Origin of the sequence: Williamwhitmania sp. (genome assembly GCA_035529935.1) — a bacterium.
Taxonomy (GTDB): domain Bacteria; phylum Bacteroidota; class Bacteroidia; order Bacteroidales; family Williamwhitmaniaceae; genus Williamwhitmania.
The window spans coordinates 23300-44932 of record DATKVT010000187.1 but is presented as its reverse complement, the minus strand read 5'-3'; the positions used below and the strand labels follow the sequence as shown (position 1 = coordinate 44932).

The 21633-nt window shown below is 43.7% G+C and carries 17 protein-coding genes; 13 read left to right on the top strand and 4 right to left on the bottom strand.

Annotated elements, in window-relative coordinates; genetic code table 11:
- The first annotated feature begins 341 nt into the window (after positions 1-341).
- The 3 genes from VMW01_14610 (at position 342) to VMW01_14600 (ending at position 2710) form a co-directional block, all read left to right on the top strand.
- Positions 342-590 (top strand): type II toxin-antitoxin system ParD family antitoxin, encoded by a 249-nt coding sequence (locus VMW01_14610; protein HUW07477.1) that lies wholly within the window; start codon positions 342-344, stop codon positions 588-590.
- Positions 587-883 (top strand): type II toxin-antitoxin system RelE/ParE family toxin, encoded by a 297-nt coding sequence (locus VMW01_14605; protein HUW07476.1) that lies wholly within the window; start codon positions 587-589, stop codon positions 881-883. Before VMW01_14610 ends, VMW01_14605 begins: the two co-directional genes overlap by 4 nt.
- A 264-nt stretch (positions 884-1147) precedes the next feature.
- Positions 1148-2710 carry an SWIM zinc finger family protein gene (locus tag VMW01_14600; protein ID HUW07475.1) on the top strand — a complete coding sequence of 521 codons (1563 nt, stop codon included), beginning with the start codon at positions 1148-1150 and terminating at the stop codon, positions 2708-2710.
- Between the two features lie 427 nt (positions 2711-3137).
- On the opposite strand, the gene VMW01_14595 is transcribed toward VMW01_14600, so the two are convergent.
- Positions 3138-4190 carry a nucleoid-associated protein gene (locus VMW01_14595; GenBank protein ID HUW07474.1) on the bottom strand — a complete coding sequence of 351 codons (1053 nt, stop codon included), beginning with the start codon at positions 4188-4190 and terminating at the stop codon, positions 3138-3140.
- Between the two features lie 249 nt (positions 4191-4439).
- Between VMW01_14595 and VMW01_14590 the strand changes: the two genes are divergently transcribed.
- The 6 genes from VMW01_14590 to VMW01_14565 all read left to right on the top strand — a co-directional run bounded on the left by VMW01_14590 (position 4440) and on the right by VMW01_14565 (position 9916).
- The gene (locus VMW01_14590) at positions 4440-5153 is read left to right on the top strand and encodes a 4Fe-4S dicluster domain-containing protein (GenBank protein HUW07473.1); all 714 of its coding nucleotides are present in this window, start codon (positions 4440-4442) and stop codon (positions 5151-5153) included.
- Positions 5150-6223, top strand: coding sequence for a heterodisulfide reductase-related iron-sulfur binding cluster (locus VMW01_14585; GenBank protein ID HUW07472.1), 1074 nt, complete (start codon positions 5150-5152; stop codon positions 6221-6223). Before VMW01_14590 ends, VMW01_14585 begins: the two co-directional genes overlap by 4 nt.
- A 12-nt stretch (positions 6224-6235) precedes the next feature.
- Positions 6236-7255, top strand: coding sequence for an FAD-dependent oxidoreductase (locus VMW01_14580; protein ID HUW07471.1), 1020 nt, complete (start codon positions 6236-6238; stop codon positions 7253-7255).
- 1 nt (position 7256) lies between these two features.
- Positions 7257-7592 carry a 4Fe-4S dicluster domain-containing protein gene (locus VMW01_14575; protein HUW07470.1) on the top strand — a complete coding sequence of 112 codons (336 nt, stop codon included), beginning with the start codon at positions 7257-7259 and terminating at the stop codon, positions 7590-7592.
- The gene (locus tag VMW01_14570; GenBank protein ID HUW07469.1) at positions 7589-9430 is read left to right on the top strand and encodes a (Fe-S)-binding protein; all 1842 of its coding nucleotides are present in this window, start codon (positions 7589-7591) and stop codon (positions 9428-9430) included. The genes VMW01_14575 and VMW01_14570 overlap by 4 nt, the downstream gene beginning before the upstream one ends.
- A gap of 78 nt (positions 9431-9508) precedes the next feature.
- Entirely contained in the window at positions 9509-9916 is a 408-nt protein-coding gene (locus VMW01_14565) for a hypothetical protein (GenBank protein HUW07468.1), read from the top strand.
- A gap of 10 nt (positions 9917-9926) precedes the next feature.
- Here VMW01_14565 and mtgA read toward each other — a convergent pair whose 3' ends face one another.
- Entirely contained in the window at positions 9927-10571 is a 645-nt protein-coding gene (mtgA, locus tag VMW01_14560; GenBank protein ID HUW07467.1) for a monofunctional biosynthetic peptidoglycan transglycosylase, read from the bottom strand.
- A gap of 236 nt (positions 10572-10807) precedes the next feature.
- Here mtgA and VMW01_14555 point away from each other — a divergent pair, with 236 nt between their 5' ends.
- Positions 10808-12802: a tetratricopeptide repeat protein gene (locus VMW01_14555; GenBank protein ID HUW07466.1), complete on the top strand. Its 1995-nt coding sequence runs from the start codon at positions 10808-10810 to the stop codon at positions 12800-12802.
- A 52-nt stretch (positions 12803-12854) separates the two neighbouring features.
- Here VMW01_14555 and VMW01_14550 read toward each other — a convergent pair whose 3' ends face one another.
- Entirely contained in the window at positions 12855-14216 is a 1362-nt protein-coding gene (locus tag VMW01_14550; protein ID HUW07465.1) for an MATE family efflux transporter, read from the bottom strand.
- 207 nt (positions 14217-14423) lie between these two features.
- On the bottom strand, positions 14424-16571 hold the full coding sequence (locus VMW01_14545; protein ID HUW07464.1) for a DPP IV N-terminal domain-containing protein: 2148 nt from the start codon (positions 16569-16571) through the stop codon (positions 14424-14426).
- Between the two features lie 585 nt (positions 16572-17156).
- Between VMW01_14545 and VMW01_14540 the strand changes: the two genes are divergently transcribed.
- From VMW01_14540 to VMW01_14530, 3 genes are read left to right on the top strand one after another with little or no spacing between them, the layout of a single operon-like run.
- Positions 17157-18071, top strand: coding sequence for a hypothetical protein (locus VMW01_14540; GenBank protein HUW07463.1), 915 nt, complete (start codon positions 17157-17159; stop codon positions 18069-18071).
- Positions 18072-18082: 11 nt separating this feature from the next.
- Entirely contained in the window at positions 18083-18511 is a 429-nt protein-coding gene (locus VMW01_14535) for a hypothetical protein (GenBank protein HUW07462.1), read from the top strand.
- A gap of 8 nt (positions 18512-18519) precedes the next feature.
- Positions 18520-21609 carry an ATP-binding cassette domain-containing protein gene (locus tag VMW01_14530; protein HUW07461.1) on the top strand — a complete coding sequence of 1030 codons (3090 nt, stop codon included), beginning with the start codon at positions 18520-18522 and terminating at the stop codon, positions 21607-21609.
- Positions 21610-21633 lie beyond the last annotated feature (24 nt).

The window sequence follows — 21633 nt, the reverse complement described above, 5'->3', positions numbered from 1 at the left end:
AGTGGTTACTCGCAAATGCTCGTGAGGGCCTCGCCGTTCGGACACGACTCCGCGCACAAGGGACTTGCACCCTCTGGACTGGCTCCTAAAACGCATCGTTTAAAAGAACTTTTACTATATTTACCATTCAAGGCACACACATCGGTTTGGCAATATGGCGGCTGAAGTGCTTCTTTGAAACATTGGTTCAACGTTCAACAGCAGGAATTTTATTGAACTTTTATGCTAATAATCCGCCACATCGCCAAGCCGAAAACCGTTGTGTGTAATTTTATCAAAAAGCCGTTCCGAGATTTTGAAACTATACCAAGAATTGGTATTTTTGAGAAAAATTATCTGCCATGGCAAAGAATACATCAATACTACTAGGAGAATATTTCGAGAACTTTGTTAGTGAGAAAATCTCTTCTGGAAAATTTTCATCGGTTAGTGAGGTTATTAGAACCGCTCTTCGTCTTTTGGAGAATGAGGAAAATAGGTATAAAGCGTTGATTAAGGAACTCGAAATTGGAGAGAAGAGTGGGTTTGTTAAAGACTTTGACCGAAAAGAAAATCTTAAAAATCTTCATGCTAAACACGTGAAGAAATGAAATACTTAATTAGCGAGAAAGCAAATCAAGATATCGAAAAGATATGGTTGTACACGTTTGAAAATTGGTCGCTTGAGCAAGCTGATAGATACTACAATCTAATTTTAGACGAAATCGAATTTATATCTGAGAACTTTGAAAGTGGAAAATCCGTTGACTACATTAAAAAAGGATATAGAGCATCAATTGTGAAGTCGCATATTATCTTCTATAAGAAATCCAGAAGAAATATTGTTGAAATAATAAGAGTTTTACACCAGAAAATGGACATTGAAAACCGAATGGACGAATAAATAAAACTACACACAATCGAATAGACCACCCATATCACAGGCATAAGACAACAAGCCCAAAAACTGAAAGACAAAACTAAAGAAGCTTTGAAAAAAGCGAGTGAGGAAATTGAAAAAATATTAATGGGATAAAATATGCAAATTCCACTGAACCAGTTTGAGCAGTATATAGACGAAACCATACTGAAACGCGGTTTGTCTTACTTTAAAAACGGGCATGTGCACGAACCCGAAGAGATAAACCCGGGCCAGTACGAAGCCATTGTGGAAGGCACAGAAGACTACACTGTGCAACTGACCCTTAAAAACGGTGTAATTACCGAGTATGTGTGCGATTGCCCCTACGACTTTGGTCCGGTGTGTAAGCATGTGGCTGCCGTAATTTTCTACCTGCAACAGGATGAGTTGGAGCTAAACAAGAAAACTAAAAGGGCAAAAACTGGGCAAGCAGCAAAACGCAAAACAGTTGTCGAACAGGTAAACGAGCTGCTTGAAAAAGCTACTCACGAAGAGCTGAAACAATTTGTGCGCGAAAAAACAGCAGCAAACCCACCTTTCCGAAACTTGTTTTTATCGTCGTTTGCCCAGCATAATTCCGATGAATCGAAGGAACTTTATGTAAAGCAGGTAAAATCAATCCTTAAAACCGCTTCCGACAGACACGGTTTTATCGACTGGTCGGCTTCAAGGATTGTAGGCAATGCGGTTGACAACCTTTTGGAGACGGCTCAAAAACAGATTAACAACCACAATTATAAAAGCGCGGTTTTTATCTGTACTGCTATTATGGAACAAATGACCGAAGCTCTGCAATATGCCGACGACAGCAATGGCGATATTGGCGGATGTGTAGATGCTGCATACGAAATGCTTTTTACTATTGCACAGGAACAATCATCCGAAGAAATCAGGAAGCTAATCATTGAATATTGTTTCGCGGCTTTCGATAAGCAAATATATTCGGGTTGGGATTGGCATATTGGTGTTTTGCGACTTGCTGCCCTACTTTTAAAAACAGAAGAAGAAACAGAGCATATCTTTAAACAAATTGATGAAGCACAAAGGTCAGATTACGAGAGAGAAGAAGCACAAAGCATAAAGTACGATATATTGCTAAAAACCAAAGGTGAAAATGCTGCAGAAAAATACCTGGAGCAAAACATTACAAATTCAAACCTAAGACGGGAAGCTATTCAAAAAGCATTAAAAAAGAAAAACTTTGAGAAAGCCATTTCATTAGCCAAAGACGGAGTAAATTATAATTTGAAGGACAAGCCGGGATTGGTAGTAGAATGGTACGATTGGTTGCTAAAAATAGCACAAGCCCAAAACAATTCTGAAAAAATTATTGAATACGCTCGTCTGCTGTTTATTGACAATTTCAGGCATGAACAAGATTACTACCATATACTTAAACAGCATGTAAAACCTGAAAAATGGAATGCATTTATTGAAGCGGTTATTCAGGATATTACAACTAAAAAGCAATGGTTTGACTCAGGATTAATTGCAAGTATATTCATAAAAGAAGAGTGGTGGGACAGGCTTTTAGAATTGGTTAATAAATCACCCGATTTAAACACAATTGACCATTACGAAAAACATCTTTCAAAGAATTATGCAAACGAGATAGTTGAATTGTATGCAAAAGGCATTATAAAATACATGAAAAACAACATGGGGCGAGACCATTACCAAAATGCATGCAGATATATTCGAAAGATTATTAAACTTGGTGCACGGGACAAAGCAAATGGAATTATTTCCTACTTGAGAACTGAATACCCTAAAAGAAAAGCATTAATGGATGAACTGAACAAAGTATAAATAGCTAAAACTTTTGCTCACGCACTTACGCGCGGAATAATATTTTTACTTGGAGTTCGTGAATACCCTAATATGCGGTTGCACATTTGCAATTGGCCTCGCTGAACTTCGTTTCATATAAGCCATCGCTAAAGCCAAAATTGCAAAAGAGCCACCAATGCCAATGAGCAGCATACAAAAACAAAATAGCAAATTGACAAAACAATGAACACAAACCCATAGTCGAGGAGCCTCACCTCAGCTAAGCTGACGGGGATAACCCCTGTCCCGCCAGCCAGGCGGGACTCACACCACTGTATGTAGCAGGCAACTCAAACTTCATCATTTATTTTTGAATTTGCGTGGTCCTCACCTTAACGATAATTACCTCCATCGCCTAATCTTCAAATCCTCAAATTTTCAAATTCTCAAATTCTCAAATTAACCTCTACTCCTCATTCTCGAAGTATAGCTTGTAGAAGTGCATGCCCTTGTCGGGGTCGGATCCCTTCTCCATGAACTCGTGCCCGCCGTGCACATACACGTGGAAGCGCTTGTCGAGCTTTATAACGCTCTTAAAAAACTTCTTCGCCTTCTTGGTGGCCTCTGTAGATATCTCAAACTTTGGCTCAAACACCACCTGGTTCATCTCGGCATAGGCGTGCTTGTAGTCGTTGAACGCCTCCACCACCTCGGGCTGCTCCAGCACCACCTCCTGAAACACCTTCTCGTCGAAGTTTTCGGCCTTGGTGAAAAACTCCTCCGTGCGGTTGAGCAGTAGCAGCTGGTCGGTTTTCTCCACCTCGTTCTGGGGTGAAAAAACCTCACGGGCAAAGTCCTTGCAAAGGTTTAGGTAGTTCTTGGTCTGGTAAAAACTATCGCTACGGGGAGCAACCCGCAAAAAGGCCTCCTTCCAGTAGAGGGCGTCGTTGCTCTTGTTGGTGGAGTCCACCACCATAATCTTGAAGCCATCCTCCTGCTCGGTGTTAAAAATAAGGCAGCCCTTGTCGAGCCGGTTAATGCTGGTTCCCATCTCCGGTTCCACCACAACGGATTTATCGTTGGAGCGAACCTTCAAAAAATTCTCCTTCACCTCCGACTTAAATATGCCCAGCGCATCCACCTGCTCACCCTCCACCACACAGCCGCGGATGGAGGCAACATACAGCTCGCCATTCTTGATGTTGGGATGGCTGCTCACGTAGAAGAGGTGCTTGGCAATCTCCTGCGACACGTCGATGAGGTTTTTCTGCTCCACAAAAAATGAGGAGACAAAGGAGTAAACATCGTTGAGCTTTACGTCGCTATCGTGGGTAAATGAGTAGAACTCACCAGGCTTAAAGTGTGAGAGGAAATAGCCCTGAAGGAGCGTTCGCAGCAAATCGCCACTAAGGTCGAGCATGGAGTTGGAAAGAACCAGCTCCTCATCCTGTCCCCTGCTACCCACCAGGTGAACCATCACCTCCTCCAAGCGGGCTTCTGAAAAATCGAGTATAGCCATAGTACATTTATCTACCTCAAAATTGCACTATTTCTTCTTTGGAAAGAATATAAATATTAAAATAAAGAGAACAAAAGGATAACTATTGGACTAGGGAAATTATATTTGCATAACGGAAAAGTTAATACATTCAGGCAATTGCGATCATTTTTAACAGTTACAACACCTTTCATATTAGGAAGTTTTAACATACAATTCATAATAAGAAGGCAAGGTAGCCCATACTCTTTTCCAAAATTGAAATAAAAAATGGGACAACTATACGATAGGCTCATTGAGGACGTCCGCTTCACCGAAGGCATTATAGCGTGCATAAACTGTGGCACCTGCACAGCCATTTGTCCGGCAGCCGAGGTTTACGACTACCAGCCACGCATTATTGCCGACACCGTTCAGTCGCGCGACGACAAGGCCATTGAGGCACTGCTAAAGAGCGAAACCATTTGGTACTGCGGTGAATGCATGAGCTGTAAAACACGCTGCCCCCGAAACAATGCACCCGGACTAATTATTCAGGCGTTGCGCGGCCTCTCCATTGAGCTGGGCCACTTTGTGGAGAGTGAAAAGGGAAGGCAGCAGCTGGCTCTTAAGCGCACTGTGGGTGAGTCTATTCTGGAAACAGGTTACTGCGTTTATATGGACCATATCGACACCGATATGCACCCAGAACAAGGCCCTATCTGGGATTGGATAAGAGCAAATGCCGAACAGATACTACCCAAAGTAGGTGCTAACTACAAGGGTGACGGCCCTGGAGCGTTGCGCAACATTCCCCAGGAGGACCTTGATGAGCTACGCCGCATTTTTGAGGTTACCGGCGGCATCGATTGGTTTAACAAGATTGAGGATTACTCAGCGCAAAAGGCCAAGGAGATGGGGCTCGAAATTGGAACGGGCAAGGATAGCGAATACTTCAAGGAGGTTTACAACACCAACAATCAGGAAAAGCATTCAAAGCAATGAAGATAGAGGGCAAGCGCAATATTTGGAAGGACTACCAGAAGGAGATCGCAGAGGATGACTACTACTACGTTCGTAGCTGCATCCGGCAAAATTTCTTTCCGGGCTCTGAATCAACATTCCTACGCATTCTGAGGGAGGTGCTGAAGAAGAACGTGCACGACGACCAGCACCACACAACCTGCACCGGCATAGCTTACCACTGCGAGGTGGTTCCGTTCGAAACCATTATGACCGTAGTAGGAAGAAATTTTGCCTTGATGAAGGAGTCTGGTTTCCGAAACTTTGTTCCATCGTGCGTTACCTCTTTTGGGCTCTATACGGAGATACTCGACACCTGGGAGCACCATCCAGAGGTTGAAGAGCGAGTTCATGACAACTTGAAGCGGGCCACGGGTAGAAATTTCAAGGCTCCCAACAACCTCGCCCACACCAGCGATATCATTTTTAAGTTTAGAGAAGAGATAGCCCAAAAGGCAAAGTATAAGCTCATAAACAAGGCCACGGGCCAGCCCCTTAAGGTGGTGGATCACATTGGCTGCCACTACGCCAAGATGTTCCCAGCAAAGGGCGTTGGTGGCGCGGAATATCCTTATGTGCTTGCAGGCATGGTGGAGGCTTGGGGCGGCGAGGTTATCGACTATCCCGAGCGAAGACACTGCTGCGGTTTCGGATTCCGGCAATACATGGTAAAGGCCAACCGAGGTTACTCCCTCTCGGCCTCCAAGAAGAAGTTTGACTCCATGGAGCCGTTCAAGCCCGACTTCATCATCTCCAACTGCCCAGGATGTGGATACTTTCTCGATAGGTGGCAATATGCCTTGGCAGAAATGGAGGGCAAAACCTACGGGCAAGATGGCTACGGCATTCCATCCCTCACCTACGAGGAGGTTGCCGGCCTGGTTCTAGGCTTCGACCCTTGGGAGCTGGGACTGCAAATGCATCAGGTAACCGTAGACCCATTGCTCGACAAAATGGGTATTGCATACAACCCCGACGATAAGTTTAAAGGCATAAATAATGAGGATTTGGGAAGACCCGAATCTCCAAAGAATTTAAGGTTTTACAAGTAGAAGCCCATATACATGGACAAATCAGTTGCAGTAATCGGTGGCGGCGTTGCGGGAATTGAAACCGCGGCGGAGCTGGGCAAGTTGGGCTACAAGGTGATGCTTTTCGAACGAGCCGCAGAATTGGGGGGCAACGTTCGAAACTGGGATAGGCTCTTCCCCTCCCGTCGCCCGGCAAAAGAGGTAATTGAGAATGCGTTATCCTCCCTGAATGGCGAGGTATCGGTTTACACCTCCACCTCCATCTCCTCCGTCAAAAAGGAGAATGGCGCGTTCACTATTCAGTCAGCCGACAGCAAGCAATTCCAAGCAGGGGCAGTGGTGCTAACTACCGGGTTTGAACTCTTCCCGGCCGAGAAAAAGGAGGAGTATGGCTACAGGATTTTTGAGAACGTTATCACCTCCGGCGAGCTGGAGAAGATGTTTGCCGATTATGGTAAACCACGCATGACCAACGGAAAGACACCTCACCGGGTAGCATTTATACACTGCGTTGGCTCCCGCGACGAAAAGGTAAATCGGCCCTACTGTTCCAAAGTATGCTGCGTTACTGCCGTGAAGCAGGCAATTGAGGTAAAGGAGGCCATTCCATCCGCCGAAGTTTTTTGCTTCTACATGGATTTGCGCATGTTTGGTCACGGCTACGAGCAGCTCTACAAGGAGGCGCAGGTAATGGGAATAAACTTTGTGAGGGGTAGACTGTCCGAAACCAGCGAAGCTCCAGACGGCAGAGTTAACGTAAAGGTGGAGGACACCTTGGCCTCCAAGCCCATGCGACTCTCCACCGATATGGTGGTACTCATGGTTGGCATGACTCCTGCTGTTGGAACTGACAAGATTCTTAATAGCCTTGGATTAAAAACCAATGAGGATGGCTTTGCCCCGGTGAAGGACGTTCATATGGCCTCTACCCAAATGACTACTGAAGGCGTTTTTGTGGCCGGTGCCTGCACTGGCCCCAACAACATAACCGATTCAATTACCGAAGCTCGCTCGGCCGCGCTTCAGGTTCATGGTTACCTAAATGGGAAGTAGCATGGTGGACTTTGGCTATGGAACGGTAAAGGCGAATAACTTCGACCTCGACACTGCAAAAACGGAGCTTGCCTCCTACCTTGCAGCGCATGAGCCCTCCTTTAACCTTTGCATAGCTTGTGGTGCCTGTGCAGCAACCTGCACCGCTGCCAAATTCACCAACTTCAGCTTCAGAAGCCTTACACACCAAATTCGTCGCGGCGAGGAAGAGAGTTCCATTAAAGAGGCTGCCAAGTGCATGCTCTGTGGAAAGTGCACCCTCGTTTGCCCGAGAAATGTAAACACTCGGAATATTATTGTGCTGATCCGTGAAAACGTTCAAACCATACATCGATGAAGTTTGACCCATTTGTGCTGCCGTTTTTAGGAGGTATGGTATTTGTTCTCTTTACCGTATTTGCGAAGTGGACTATTTGGTTCAAAGCGCTCACAAAGCAGGAACGAAGAATATTTTCGAGGGCACTATTTAGCCACAAAACCGTCACCGCAACTGGTGAGGTGTTTTCTGAAAGTCTTTTGCACCGGAAAGTATTCCGGATTAACCCATGGTTGGGCTACATGCACATGAGCTTGGCTTTTGGATGGTTTCTACTCATTGTAGCCGGAAATCTTGAAGCTCGCTGGCATAGCCATGGGCACCTTAACGCACCATACTACCCCATCTTTTTTGAGTTCTTTGTCCACGACCTTCGCCAGCTTCCCTACCGGAAGTTCTTTATCTTTGCCATGGACTTTCTCCTACTCTTTGTTCTTTCGGGGGTAGCCATAGCCGTTATAAAACGGTTTAGGAGCAAGGTAGTTGGAATGAAGAAGACTACCCGCCTTAAAACCATCGATAAGGTTGCTTTAATTTCGCTGTGGCTCATTTTTCCACTTCGCCTTTTTGCCGAAAGTTTCAACGCTGGGCTTTACGATACAGGTGGATTTCTTACCAACACGCTCGGTCACTTTTTTGCCAAGTTTCTCCCGCTCGAATACCTCTGCTACCCAACCTGGTGGGCCTACTCCATCTCATTAGGGCTATTTTTTGTAGCCGTTCCCTTTACCCGATACATGCACATCCTTACCGAGGTATTTCTTATATACCTTCGGAGTTTTGGAATCAAGGAGAAGTACCGGCATACATCCTACACTCAGGTTGAGATAAACTCCTGCTCACGATGTGGTATTTGCATCGACAAATGTCAGCTAAGCAGCGACCTAAACATTAGCAATATACAACCAGCATACTTCAACCAGCTGCTGCGTGACAATAATCCACAGGCCGATATTACAAAGACCTGCATGATGTGTGGTCGTTGCAACGACCTTTGTCCGGTTGGTATCGAAAACACAACCATTAGGCTCAACCAACGCAAAGAAAGTCCTCTGTTTTCTGCAACGTCTTATTGCTACGTTGGGCAATCACCTGCCGTGAAAAAAGCAGAAGTTGCTTACTTCGCCGGATGCATGGGGCACCTCAACCCTAGCACTATTGGCGCAATGAAGGAACTTTTCCACAAAGCCGATGTTAACTTTACGTTCATAGATTCCGATGGCAGCATCTGCTGTGGTCGTCCCCTAAAACTGGCAGGCAACAGCGAGGCTGCGGCAGCCCTTGCATCCAAAAACTCTGAAATTATTGCAAAGTCTGGAGCAAAGTATTTGGTAACCTCCTGCCCCATTTGCTACAAGACATTTAAGGAAGATTACCGACTATCCATTCCAGTATATCATCACAGCGAATATTTGCTGCAGCTGATAGTTGAAGAAAAACTGCAAGTTAAAAAGGGAACCTCAACGGTAGCCTACCACGACCCCTGCGACCTAGGACGAGGAAGCAATATCTATAAGCAGCCCCGCGTGCTTCTCAGTCGAACGGGCACCTTGGTGAAAACCAATAACGAAAAGAGTAATTCGCTTTGCTGTGGCGGAAGCTTAGGCATTACCGTAATTGGAGCAGAAAGCCGAGCAGTTATCACGCAAAAAACATTGGCATCGCTCACCATAAACAAGCCTGACACTATAGCCACCGCCTGCCCACTCTGCAAAAAAACATTTGCAGCCCAATCCACCACAAGGGTAGCCGACATAGCAGAGATACTACTAGAAGCGGTTGTTGATGTTCAAAAACCTGAAAAGCTAAAGAAAAAAGTGGTGAAGCCAGTGGTTGAAAAGAGCCTGGTGCTACACTAGTTCTATTCGTAGGAAGTGCTATATTTGTATAGGTCAACTAAAAATCGGAATGAGAATTAATACTTAGGGCAAGAAAATATGAAAAATATTGGACATACAACTGGGGCGCTAATTGTTGCTGGTATTTCACTAGCAATTATTACTGCCTGTGCCACCACCAAAGCAAAAACTTCTGAATCTAAAGCTGCAACTCCAACCGCACAAACATCGCAGCAGCGTCCAAGTAGGGTTCCCGCCACTCCCTACCCCATAAAGTATGCCCAACCAAATGGCGATACACTTACTATTAAGCTCTACGGCGACGAACATCACCACTGGGCCGAAACCATTGATGGATACCTGTTGCTACAGCGTAACGATGGACCTTATGAGTACGCCTACCGCGACAAAGATGGGAAGATCGTTTCCACGGGCATTTTTGCTACCGATGCGGCAAAACGGGATGCTAAAACGGTGGAAGCCATTGCCAAGTGTAAGCAACCCTAATTTTTGGAAGTTAAAGTTCTACAGGGCCGAGCTGCCGCATAGCTACCATGATCTGATATTGGCTATTGAGTAGGAATCGGGACGGTCTGGCCGGATTACGTTTTATTGGACTCGGTAGGATAGCCGCCAACATGGCTGCCTCCGACTGCGATAACTTTGAAGCAGGTTTATGAAAGTACTTCTGCGAAGCTGCCTCCACACCATACACGCCATCCCCCATCTCCACAATATTGAGATAAACCGCCATTATTCTCTCCTTGGTCCAGAAAACCTCAATTAGGAGGGTAAAGTAAGCCTCAATGCCTTTGCGTAAATAGGAGCGGCTTGGCCATAAGAACACATTTTTGGCCGTTTGCTGAGAAATAGTACTTGCCCCACGCAACCTCTTGCTGTGCTCATTGTGGCGCAAAGCCTTACGAATAGCCTCAAAGTCGAAGCCAAAATGGTCAGGAAAACGATTGTCTTCAGAGGCCACAGCAGCCTGAACCATGTTTGGCGAAATGTTGCGCAAGGAAACCCAATCCTTTTGAAGTTTTAAAGTTTTTCCTTTTGATAGCTGCTCGCTACATCGTATTAGCATTAAAGGGGTTACTGGTATAGGTACAAAGCGAAATAGAATAACAGATCCAATAGACAAAATAAAAAAAGCTGCCATGGCATACCTAACCAGCCTCCATATCCGTTTCCAACTATACTTTTTCAAGTCCATAAACCAATTCTCTCCTAATAAAAGTTCAGCAATTTAATATATCACGACGAATCTACCTACAGCAAAATAGCAATTGATACAAGTTGAAGTGAGAAATGCTACAAACACCAAATTATATTTTGATTTTGCCATGTTTCGACAAAATCTTGCCATATTTGTTTCTTAATTAAAGCAATCCATCCGTGAGAAAACAACTAACGATAATCCTTATACTTACTGGATTTCTTTTGTCATCAGTTTCAGCATTTTCGCAGCTCAACAAGGAACATTTTCTGTTTCAGGGTAGACAGCGACTGTTCGACAGCCAATATATTGACGCTATCTCCTCTTTCAACACCATACTCAAGGCTGATACTACCCTTGCCGAAGCTTACTTTTTCAGAGGGATTGCCAAGTATAACCTGGGCGATTATATTGGGGCACGTGAGGACTTCACCAAGACTATTAAGTTTAACCCCATTTATACCCAAGCCTACCACTTTAGGGCCATTACGCTTACCCGAATGGGTGAATACGATAAAGCCCTTGCCGATTTCGATAAAACGCTTGACCTTCGGGTTGATATTCCAGGAGTATATTTTAACAGAGGTATTACCAATTTCCTAAGGCAGGACTTTGAAGATGCGCTCAAGGATTTTGGGACAGCTATCAAGCTCGACCCTAAGTTTGCAGATGCATACATCAACCGCGGAACAGCAAAAATTTATCTAAAAGACACAGCTGGTGCCCTTTCCGATTACAACAAAGCACTTACGCTTAACAACCTAAATCCAGAGCCCTACCTTAAGCGCGGAATGCTTTACCTCAAAATGGAGAAGTTGGATTCTGCATTAATCGACTTGAATAAAACAATACAGCTCGACTCAACCGTCACCCTCGCATACTTTAGCCGTGCGCTTGTAAGGAACAGCAAAGGAGATATTAAGGGTGCACTTAGTGATTTCAACAAGGTTCTCACCATAGAGCCCGAAAATGCCTTAACGCTCTACAATCGGGCACTTATCCGATCATCCATTGGGGACTATAATAATGCTTTGAACGACTACAATCAAGTTGCTGCACTCAACCCAAATAATGTTCTCATTTACTATAATCGGGGGGGCGTGTATTACGAACTAGGGAAATACAAAGAGTCGGTAAAAGACTACACCAAGGCTATTGAGCTATACCCCGATTTTGCGACAGCCTACCTCAACCGATCGGTTGCTAAGCGCCAGCTTAATGACGAAAAGGGGGCATACCTTGACTACGAAACTGCTCAGAAGAAAATTCAGGAATATAAATCTAAGCTGGGGGATAAAAACTTTTCGGAATTTGCCGATACCAGTAAGAAGTTCAACAAGCTTCTTGCGTTCGATGCTGATTTTGGTCGTGGCACAGAAGGCAACAATATGGTTCAAAACAAAAAGGTGGATATTACCCTGCAACCGCTTTACCGAATTACTGCTGTAGAAGCCTACGAGCCACCTACAACGTCCAATTTCTATTCGCAGAAATTTGAAAACTTTAGAAAAAGTCTTGACCTTGTGCCTACAGCCATCTCAGCAAACCGCAGTTCACTCTCGCCAGACACATTGAAAGAAAAACTTGAGAAGGTGGACAGCCTGATAGAGAGAACCTCATCACGAACACTACTTTATGAACAAGCCATTTTACTGGGTGATCTCAAGCGGTACACCAGTGCACTTGAAGCCTATAGCACGCTCTATGCACAGGACAAGACCGACCCATTTGCGCTTATCAACCGCAGCAGCGTTCAAGGCGAAATGATTGAGTTCATCAACTCCGTTGACAACTCATTTCAGGCGGTCACACTCAACGAGTCGGGAAAGCCATCGGTTAAAAGGCAGCAAAACGTAGTGATTTATAACTATAAGGAGGCTATAGAGGATCTCAATGAAGCCGCAAGGCTCATGCCCGATTTCCCTTACATTTACTACAATCGGGGAAATTTAGATTGCTTGTCAGGTGAGTTTACCAAATCCATTGCCGACTACACCAAAGCAATTGATCTTTACCCCAACTTGGGTGAGGCATACTACAACAGAGGTTTGGTGCAGCTCTACCTTCAGGAAACCGAGAAAGGTTGCTTAGACATCAGCAAATCGGGCGAGCTGGGGGTAAAAGATGCCTACAACGTTATTAAGCGATACTGTGTTAAGGACGACGATAAATAACAAAAGAAGGGCACGCGTTGGGTGCCCTTCTCTATTTCTTTAAACAAAGAGATTAAATTGAGGCATTGCGCCACTTTCCATACTTTAGGTAAAGTAGTGATGACACTGCCAGAAAAGCGCCATAGAGAATCTCCACGGTCCAAACAGCAGAGATCGAAAAGTGCAACACCATTGAGAATAGAAAAGCAAAAAAGAGGTAGAGCAACAAATCAGAGGTTTCAAACAGTAGCGTAATATTGGTTTTACCCGTTCCCGCAACTGCCTGAAAAGCAATCATACCAATCGAAAGCATTGGACCAGCAACTGCCACAACCAACAGAATTGGACTCGTAAACTTCACTAGCGTCAAGTCGGTAGTAAAGAGCATCAGCAAATCGTGCGAAAAAAAGGCAGACACAGCCAACACCACCAAAACAGATACCAGCGATAGCATTTCCGATCGCATTACGAGCCTTATTACCTCCTCCTTTCTACCGCTTCCAATTAGATAGCTAGTGAGGCTACTGGTGGCCGATGCAAACCCCCATACTGGAATTAACAGTAGCACGTAAAGGCTGCGAACAATATTTGATGCGGCGAGCACACGTTCACCCATATTCTCAATAAATAAAAAGAACAGCAACCAGCAAGAAAAGGAGAGTAGGTTTTGAAGCATCGTGGGCAACGAAACCCTCAGCAGTGGCCTTAAAAAATTGGAGCTAAAGCGGGTAAACGCAAAGAGGTTATACTTTACGCTATCGATGGCAACCATGGTGTAAACAACGTAGAAAACGGCACCTAGCAACTCAGCCAAAACAGAGGCTAAAGCAGCGCCGGCAATTCCCATGGCCGGGAAGCCAAAATTTCCAAAAATCATGCAGTAGTCCAGAATGATATTGGTGATTACTACCACTATGTTTGCCACCGAAATTATCTTTGTGCGTCCAATCCCAATGAAGAAAGACTGAAAAAGCAAGCTGATTATGACAAAAAAAAGTCCCCATTTACGCCACGATATAAACTCTACCGCCGCCACCATAACCCGTGGCGACTTTAGCGTTGCACTTAAAATGGTAGGAGCCATTTGCCAAAGCACCCAAAAGAGCAGCAACGAGAGGGTGAGCAAAAAGTAGAAGGAATGTGTAAGCGTAATGCCAATGCTTCCATACTTTTTTTGACCAAAGCGGCGAGCCACCACAATTTGAGTTCCAATGGTAAAACCATAAGCAACCATTACGGCAGCAAGGTGTAGCAAACCACCAATGGCACCTGCACCAAGAGCAACCACCCCCAGTCGTCCTAAGAAAATGGTGTCGGTAATATTTAGAAGATTCTGCACCAAGCTCCCAATAATAATTGGGAAGGCTATGTGCCAAATTCGCCGATAACCTACATCAGCATTTACGCTATCCTTAAAATATTTACGTACATCCATTCTACTCAAATCTCCATTCTACATCACCAACAAGCAGCCTGACTACGAGATTTTTTAGCTCCCTAATAACAAGGCTTACCAAAGAATAATTGTCCTTCTCAATCGAGTGTAAAATTCGTCATTTAATCCCAATGTGGGAATATACAGTCCTATTCATTGCACAAAAAACCCCGAAAGCAATGCCTTCGGGGTAATATTAAACCATCGCTACTTCATTAGATTTTGGTCGAAGTAGTCGGTAATCTTACGCATAAGATGAATGCGCCTGTATCCTCTAACATTATGCTCATCGCGTGGGTAAACAAAATAGTCAACCTGAACACCTTTGTTGATACATTCATTAATAAACAAAAGACTATTCTGCCAAACCACCGTATTGTCGATGGCACCATGGATAATCAAAAGTTTACCCTTAAGATCCCCTGCAAAATTGATCAAGTCAGCGTTCTTGTAACCTTCAGGATTTTCCTCAGGAGTATCCATGTATCGCTCGCCATACATCACCTCGTAAAGTTTCCAATCGATAACTGGTCCACCGGCAACTCCAACTTTGAAGATTTTATTCTCCTTTACCATCATGGTTGTAGTCATAAATCCACCAAAACTCCAGCCTTGAACACCAATTCGAGATGTATCCACGTAGGGCAACTTTGAAAGATAATCGACTCCCCGCATCTGATCCGCCAGCTCGTTCACCCCAAGATGTCTATGGATTACACTTTCGAAAGCAAAGCCACGGTTCGAAGAACCACGGTTATCAACCGTAAACATAATATATCCCTTTTGGGCCATGTAATATTCCCAAAGCCTTGCCCCGGCAAGCCACTCGTTGGTCACCAGCTGTAAATGGGGGCCACCATACACGTACACTATCACCGGATATTTCTTGGTAGAGTCAAAATCGATGGGCTTAATTATTCTACAGTAGAGATCGGTAGAATCGTCAGCAGCCTTTATCTTGAATATCTTCATTTCAGGCATTTTGTATGCTGCCAGCGGATTTGGAGCATTCAGCAACAACTTTTTTTCCTGACCGTTAAGGTCTATAATGCTTATCCTATTGGGAGTAGTAGTGCTACTACACCTGTCGAGGATGAGCCCTTGGCCAAAGTTTACCAATGGCCTATGCGTGCCATCCAACTTGGTTAAGCGTTCAACCTTTCGAGTCTTCAAGTTTTGCTTATACACATTCACCTCAATAGGGCTGTCTTGGGTGGAGGTATAGAGAATATTCTTCCCATCCTTCGTAAAACCTAGGAAATCGAGAACTACCCACGGACCCTTACCTACCTCACCATAGAGCTTGCCGGTAATATCATAGAGATAGAAGTGGTCATAACCATCACGCTGACTGCGATAAAGAAACTTTTGTGGATCGTTGGGTAAAAATATAGCTGGATGCAGCGGTTCAACATACCGAGGGTTAGTCTCTTCAAAAAGGGTTCTCACCAAATCGCCCGTTGTTGCATCATAGAGGTTCATCTTCATGTGATCCTGTTCACGGTTAACCTCCGCGATAAGAATATACTTTTCGTCGGGTGTCCAGGCAATGTTTGTCAAGTAGTGATCGAGCGGCTCCCCAGTTTTGAGATATACAGTGCTCTTTGTGGCTGGATCATAAACACCAACCTTCACCTGATGGCTCGTCATACCTGCCATGGGATACTTTATAGGAACTACCGTCGCAATTCGAGTGGTGATGTCCACCAGCGGATAATCGGTCACCATGGTTTGATCCATCCGATAGAATGCCAACTTGCTACCATTTGGTGACCAAAATGTTCCCTTCTCAATGCCAAACTCGTTGCGGTGAACTGCCTGACCATAAATAATATTTATATTTGAGTCCTTGGCCACGGTTTGAATCTCCTTTCCCTCAATGGAGATGTAGAGGTTGTTTTTAACGGTAAAGGCAACGGCTTTATGGTCAGGCCTGTAATCAAGGTTTGCCGCGTCTTCGTCAACCTTTAAAGTGTTAATGATCCTATGCGTTGCTATATCAAATGTGATAGATGCACTACCATCTGTGAACAAAAAGTCATTGGCAGAAAGCCATCCAATAGCGGGAAGTCGCTTCAACTCTGGTCGACCATCTTCCTTCATCCATCCATTTAAATCCTGAAGAGTAAAGAGTATGTGCGGATTTTCATCCTTTACGCCTTGGACAAACAAGGTATCCTTACGCATAAAAGTAAATTCAGCACTCTGCCCTCTCCACTGCAATGCGGCTAGGTTATTTGGTGCCAGCTGGAACCACTGTCCAACAACAGCCTCATCTATCGATAAGAGCTTTTGCTGCGCAAATCCGCCAATAGTAAAGGCAAATAAGCTTAATAATAGAAGAATCTTTTTCATTAGGTACGATAAGTTTTTATTAAGGCATACGAATGTTATTCTCGATAGAACAGCCGGCACATCAAACACGCCATTACAGCCATATTATGAAATTGTGCCAGAGTATTACTTTTCATTAAATCATTACCCCGTAATTTTTCACCCTAGTATTGGATGGTATGCAAAGATAAAATCTAGGCTAGAGTGCTAACCTGAAAAAATCATTTATGCAAATACATACCATAAGATAAGGTTCACAAAAAAAGGTTTGCTGCGGTTCTCGAAAAAAAACAATTAATTGGATAAAAACAAAATTGCCGAGCATATTAATCTTCAGTTGTGCCCTTAAAATACTACTATTCAATCTGAATCCAGATAAGTTGGTTCCAAATTCAGCTCCATAATGATCAAGAGAACTAAAATATTTTACTTTGTTGGTAGCAAGGCAATCCTAGCAATTGTGAGTTTTTTATACTTTTATCACAACAATTTGAATAAAAGAGGTCAAAATAGGGTAAGAAATGCCTTGAAATACAGCCAACCAGCCTTTGATAATTGCTTTTTAATTGTTTACTTGCCATATATTGTGCAAAAATTATTCGTTTAATGGAGCTAGTAAATTGTGTCCGAAAAACTTCTCTAACACTACGCATCCTTGAAGGGATGTTAGTTACTTTACTGTTGGCGTCATGCAGTGGAAACGGTTCCAAAGAACAGCAGAAGAGCAAAGATGCTGATGCGGATACCTCCTCACTCATTTTAAAATACGACAATACCCTCTTTGCCGTTCCCTCACCCTATCAAGCAAGTACCATTCTTAAAAAGAATAACATTCCATTTAACGATGAGCTCAGCAACCCAGCCAACAAAGTGCAAGGATATAACTCATCCTTTAAGCGAGGCATTAACCTAGGCATCTATGGAACCGATTTAAGCTACTACAACATATACGATCGATCTCAGGAGTGTGTAACCTACTTTGGGTCAGTTAAAAAACTATGTGACGAGTTGGGCATATCCTCCTCTTTCGATACCAATTTTTTTGCTAAAGTGGAGAAAAATATATCTATCAAAGATTCTCTTCAATACCTGATGAGCTATACCTACCGAAATGCAGACCTCTACCTCAAACAAGATGACCGAAGTGATGTGGGCGCCCTTGTCCTTGCTGGAGGCTGGATAGAGAGTTTATACATACTTACGCAAATAGCCTCGAAAACTCAAAACAGGGACATTATCAACCGAATAGGGGAGCAGAAACATCCACTCGATAACCTTATCGATATTCTTAGCCCCCATTACTATGTATCACCGGAATACTCCAAACTGGTAGATGACCTAGTTGATTTAGCTTACGAATTCGACGGAATCATTTATAATTACTACTATAAACCGCCTAAAATTGATGTGGACAATAAACTCATCACCATCAACAGTGAATCACAAGTGGTGCTAAGCGGATACCATTTAGAGGTAATAACCAACAAGATTGCAGCCATAAGAAACAAGGCTGTTCAATAATTGTGTTTGCCATGGTCAAGAAAACGATTTTTGTCTTCACACTGATTCTACTGGGAGCCACCATTAAGGCTTTCCCCCAGCTGGAGCAACTTCAAAATATTTGTTCGCTATACTTTCCTCCTGATTTTATTTCTGACGGTCAGCAATACTATGCACCACTAAAACAAGACGAAGTAGTGGAGTTCAGAACTACCTTTTATGGAGAGAACGTCTACCGTATAGTGGCCTGCACTAACGTTAAAAAAGGGCAACTTAGCTTTTCGGTCTACGATACGGAGAAAAATCTCCTCTTCTCCAATGAGAAATATGACTATTCGCCCTACTGGAATTTTAAGTTCAAGTCGACTGTTAGCTGTATTATTCGACTAAAGGTTAATTCTGAAAGGTTCCAGCCGGGATATATTATGCTGTTAATTGGATTTCAGCAACCTAAACTATGACCTAAAAAATGAGCGAGTCGATACTCAAAGCCCTAATGCAGCTTTTTGCCATCATTGCTTGGCCGGAGGAGAAAGGCAGGAGTGTTGGCGACCGTCGATCCATCGTTGAATCATTCCTTAAACTTCAAATTAATCAGGAATTAGTAGACGCCTACCTTAGGGTCTTCGACTCTTACTACAATCTATACCAAGAAAAGCTAAGCGAAAAGAGTAAATCAGTTAAGAGAGCCTCCAGTAGCTCCGTGCGCCTTTTAAAAATATGTACGGAAATAAACAACCAGCTTACCCAGCAGCAAAAGTTAGTTGTTCTTGTTCGACTTCTTGAATTTGCCAGAAGTGCGGCAGGCAATGTATCAAGCCAAGAAATGGCATTTATTTCAACCGTTGCCGAAACTTTTCATATTTCCAACCAAGAGTTTGAAACGATACTTAGCTACGTTCTACCCTTCTCCAACTCCATATACTCGGGCAATGAAATTCTTACCATAAATAATACTTCTGATGAGAATACTCCCATTGGGGTAAAGCATATCTACTCTGAGGGGTTTCGCGGTGAGGTGAAAATATTGCGGATTTTTTCTGCAAATATGTTTTTCATCCGCTACTTTGGCGAGCATGAGCTTTATCTGAATGGACATCTGCTTGTTCCAAACAGAATTTTTGTGCTCAATGCAGGTGCCTCCATCCGAAACGCGAAGATTAAACCGATATACTATAGCGATATCCTCTCTCGCTTCACGCTCGACAAGATTAAGGAGCCCATTATTTTTGAGGTGAAGGACCTAGAATATAGGTTTAGAGGGGGCCTGTATGGCATTCACGCCATGCGCTTTAGGGAAGAGTCAGGAAAGTTGGTTGGTATAATGGGAGCCTCAGGGGCGGGCAAATCAACCCTCCTCAACGTGCTCAACGGTAGCGATCGCCCCACCTCGGGAGAGGTGCTAATTAATGGGACAAGCATTCATACCAACAAGGAACAAACCAAGGGATTGATTGGGTTTGTTTCTCAGGATGATCTACTCATGGAGGACCTAACAGTCTACCAAAACCTTTACTATAATGCGAAGCTATGCTTCAGCAACTATTCGGAGGAGCAAATTGCTGTTACTGTAGATCAAACCCTGATTAATTTGGGGCTATACGATATCAAGGAAATGCGGGTGGGATCGCCACTCAACAAGAAAATCAGCGGGGGGCAGCGAAAAAGGCTTAACATTGCCCTAGAGCTCATTAGAGAGCCTACCATTCTCTTTCTCGATGAACCCACTTCAGGACTCTCCTCTCGGGACTCCGAAAACATAATGGACCTCCTGAAAGAATTAACCCTAAAAGGTAAGCTGGTGTTTGTGGTAATTCACCAGCCATCGTCCGATATTTTTAAGATGTTCGACAAGCTGCTCATCTTGGATACCGGAGGCTACCTGATATACAATGGGGATCCGATTGAATCCATCATTTATTTCAAGTCGAGAGTTCAGCATGCGAACTGGAATGAAAGCGAGTGTGCCGCATGTGGCAACGTAAATCCCGAGCAAATTTTCAACATCGTTGAGGCCAACGTTCTTGACGAATATGGAAACTCTACGCGAGTTAGAAAAACCAGCCCGAAGGAGTGGAACTACTACTACCACGAATTTTCCGCTAAGGAAAATCTTTCGGCCATGGTATACTCCGACGTTCCTGAAAACCTCTTTAAAATTCCAAACAAACTTAAGCAACTGTGGGTGTTTATCAGCCGAGATCTGATATCCAAATTCGCAAACAAGCAATACTGGGTGATAAACCTAGTGGAACCTCCTCTGTTGGCCTTTATTCTCTCCTACATTATTAAGTTCTATAACGTTGATGCAAGCAATCAATTTGGCTATACCTTTTCGAACAATAGCAACCTACCGGTATACATCTTTATGTCGGTAATAGTAGCCATTTTTGTGGGACTTACTGTCAGCGCAGAAGAGATCATCAAAGATCAGAAAATTCTCAAGCGAGAGTCGTTCCTCAATCTTTCAAGAGCGAGTTACCTCTTGTCAAAAGTTGCCATACTAATTGGGATATCAGCCCTTCAAGCCTTCTTATTCGTGATTGTTGGAAATACAATTATGGAGATCAAGGGGATGTATTTTGCCTACTGGTTAATATTATTTAGCGCTTGGTTTTCGGCAAATATGCTGGGGCTTGTCATTTCCGATAGCTTTAAAACAGTGGTTACCATCTATATCTTAATTCCCTTTCTGGTTATCCCCCAAATTATCCTCAGCGGCGTAATTGTGAAGTTTGAAAAGCTCAACCCCAATATTTCCTCACCCGATCAAATTCCCTTTTATGGGGAAATGATCACCTCCCGCTGGGCATACGAAGGACTTGCGGTTTACCAGTTTATGGAGAATAACTACGAAAAACAGTTCTACCAACTCGATAGGGCCATGAGCATAGCTGACTATCGAAGAAACTACTGGATTAAATCGTTGAGCAACAAGTTGGATCAAGTTGAACGCGAATTAAATAATGGGGATAAAGAGAAAATATTTAATGCCATAACCCTCATCACTAACGAACTGAAACGCCATGCCGCAATTTCACCGCAACTTGCGCCGCCAGCCATACTCCTTAGTAAGCTGAACTCAAGGATTCTCAACCCTGAGGTTATTACCGATTTAAGAAATTACCTAGAATGGGTTAGGAAGTATTACGTTCGCCTGTATAATGCTGCCAGCGCCAAAAAAGATGAGATGATTTCGGAGCTGCAAAGTGGTGAGAATGGTAGGGATTCCTTTCTACGACTTAAGCAAAATTACTTTAACGAAAGCCTCGACGACTTTGTAAGAAATAGTGACGAGGTAGACAGGATAATAGAGTATGACAACCATCTTATACAGAAGGTTGATCCCATCTTTGAATATCCAGAAGGCTCATTTATAAGAGCACACTTCTACTCGCCCGTAAAACCCATTTTTGGCCATTTCTACAGCACGTTCTGGATAAACGTGGTGGTGATTTGGATAATGTCCGGTATGCTTTATCTTATCCTCTATTTCAGATTGCTAAGAAAGCTGTTAGAGATATCCGAGGTAATGCACCGCAAAAAGAGAGGCGAATAAATAAAAAAAGAGGAGCGTATGCTC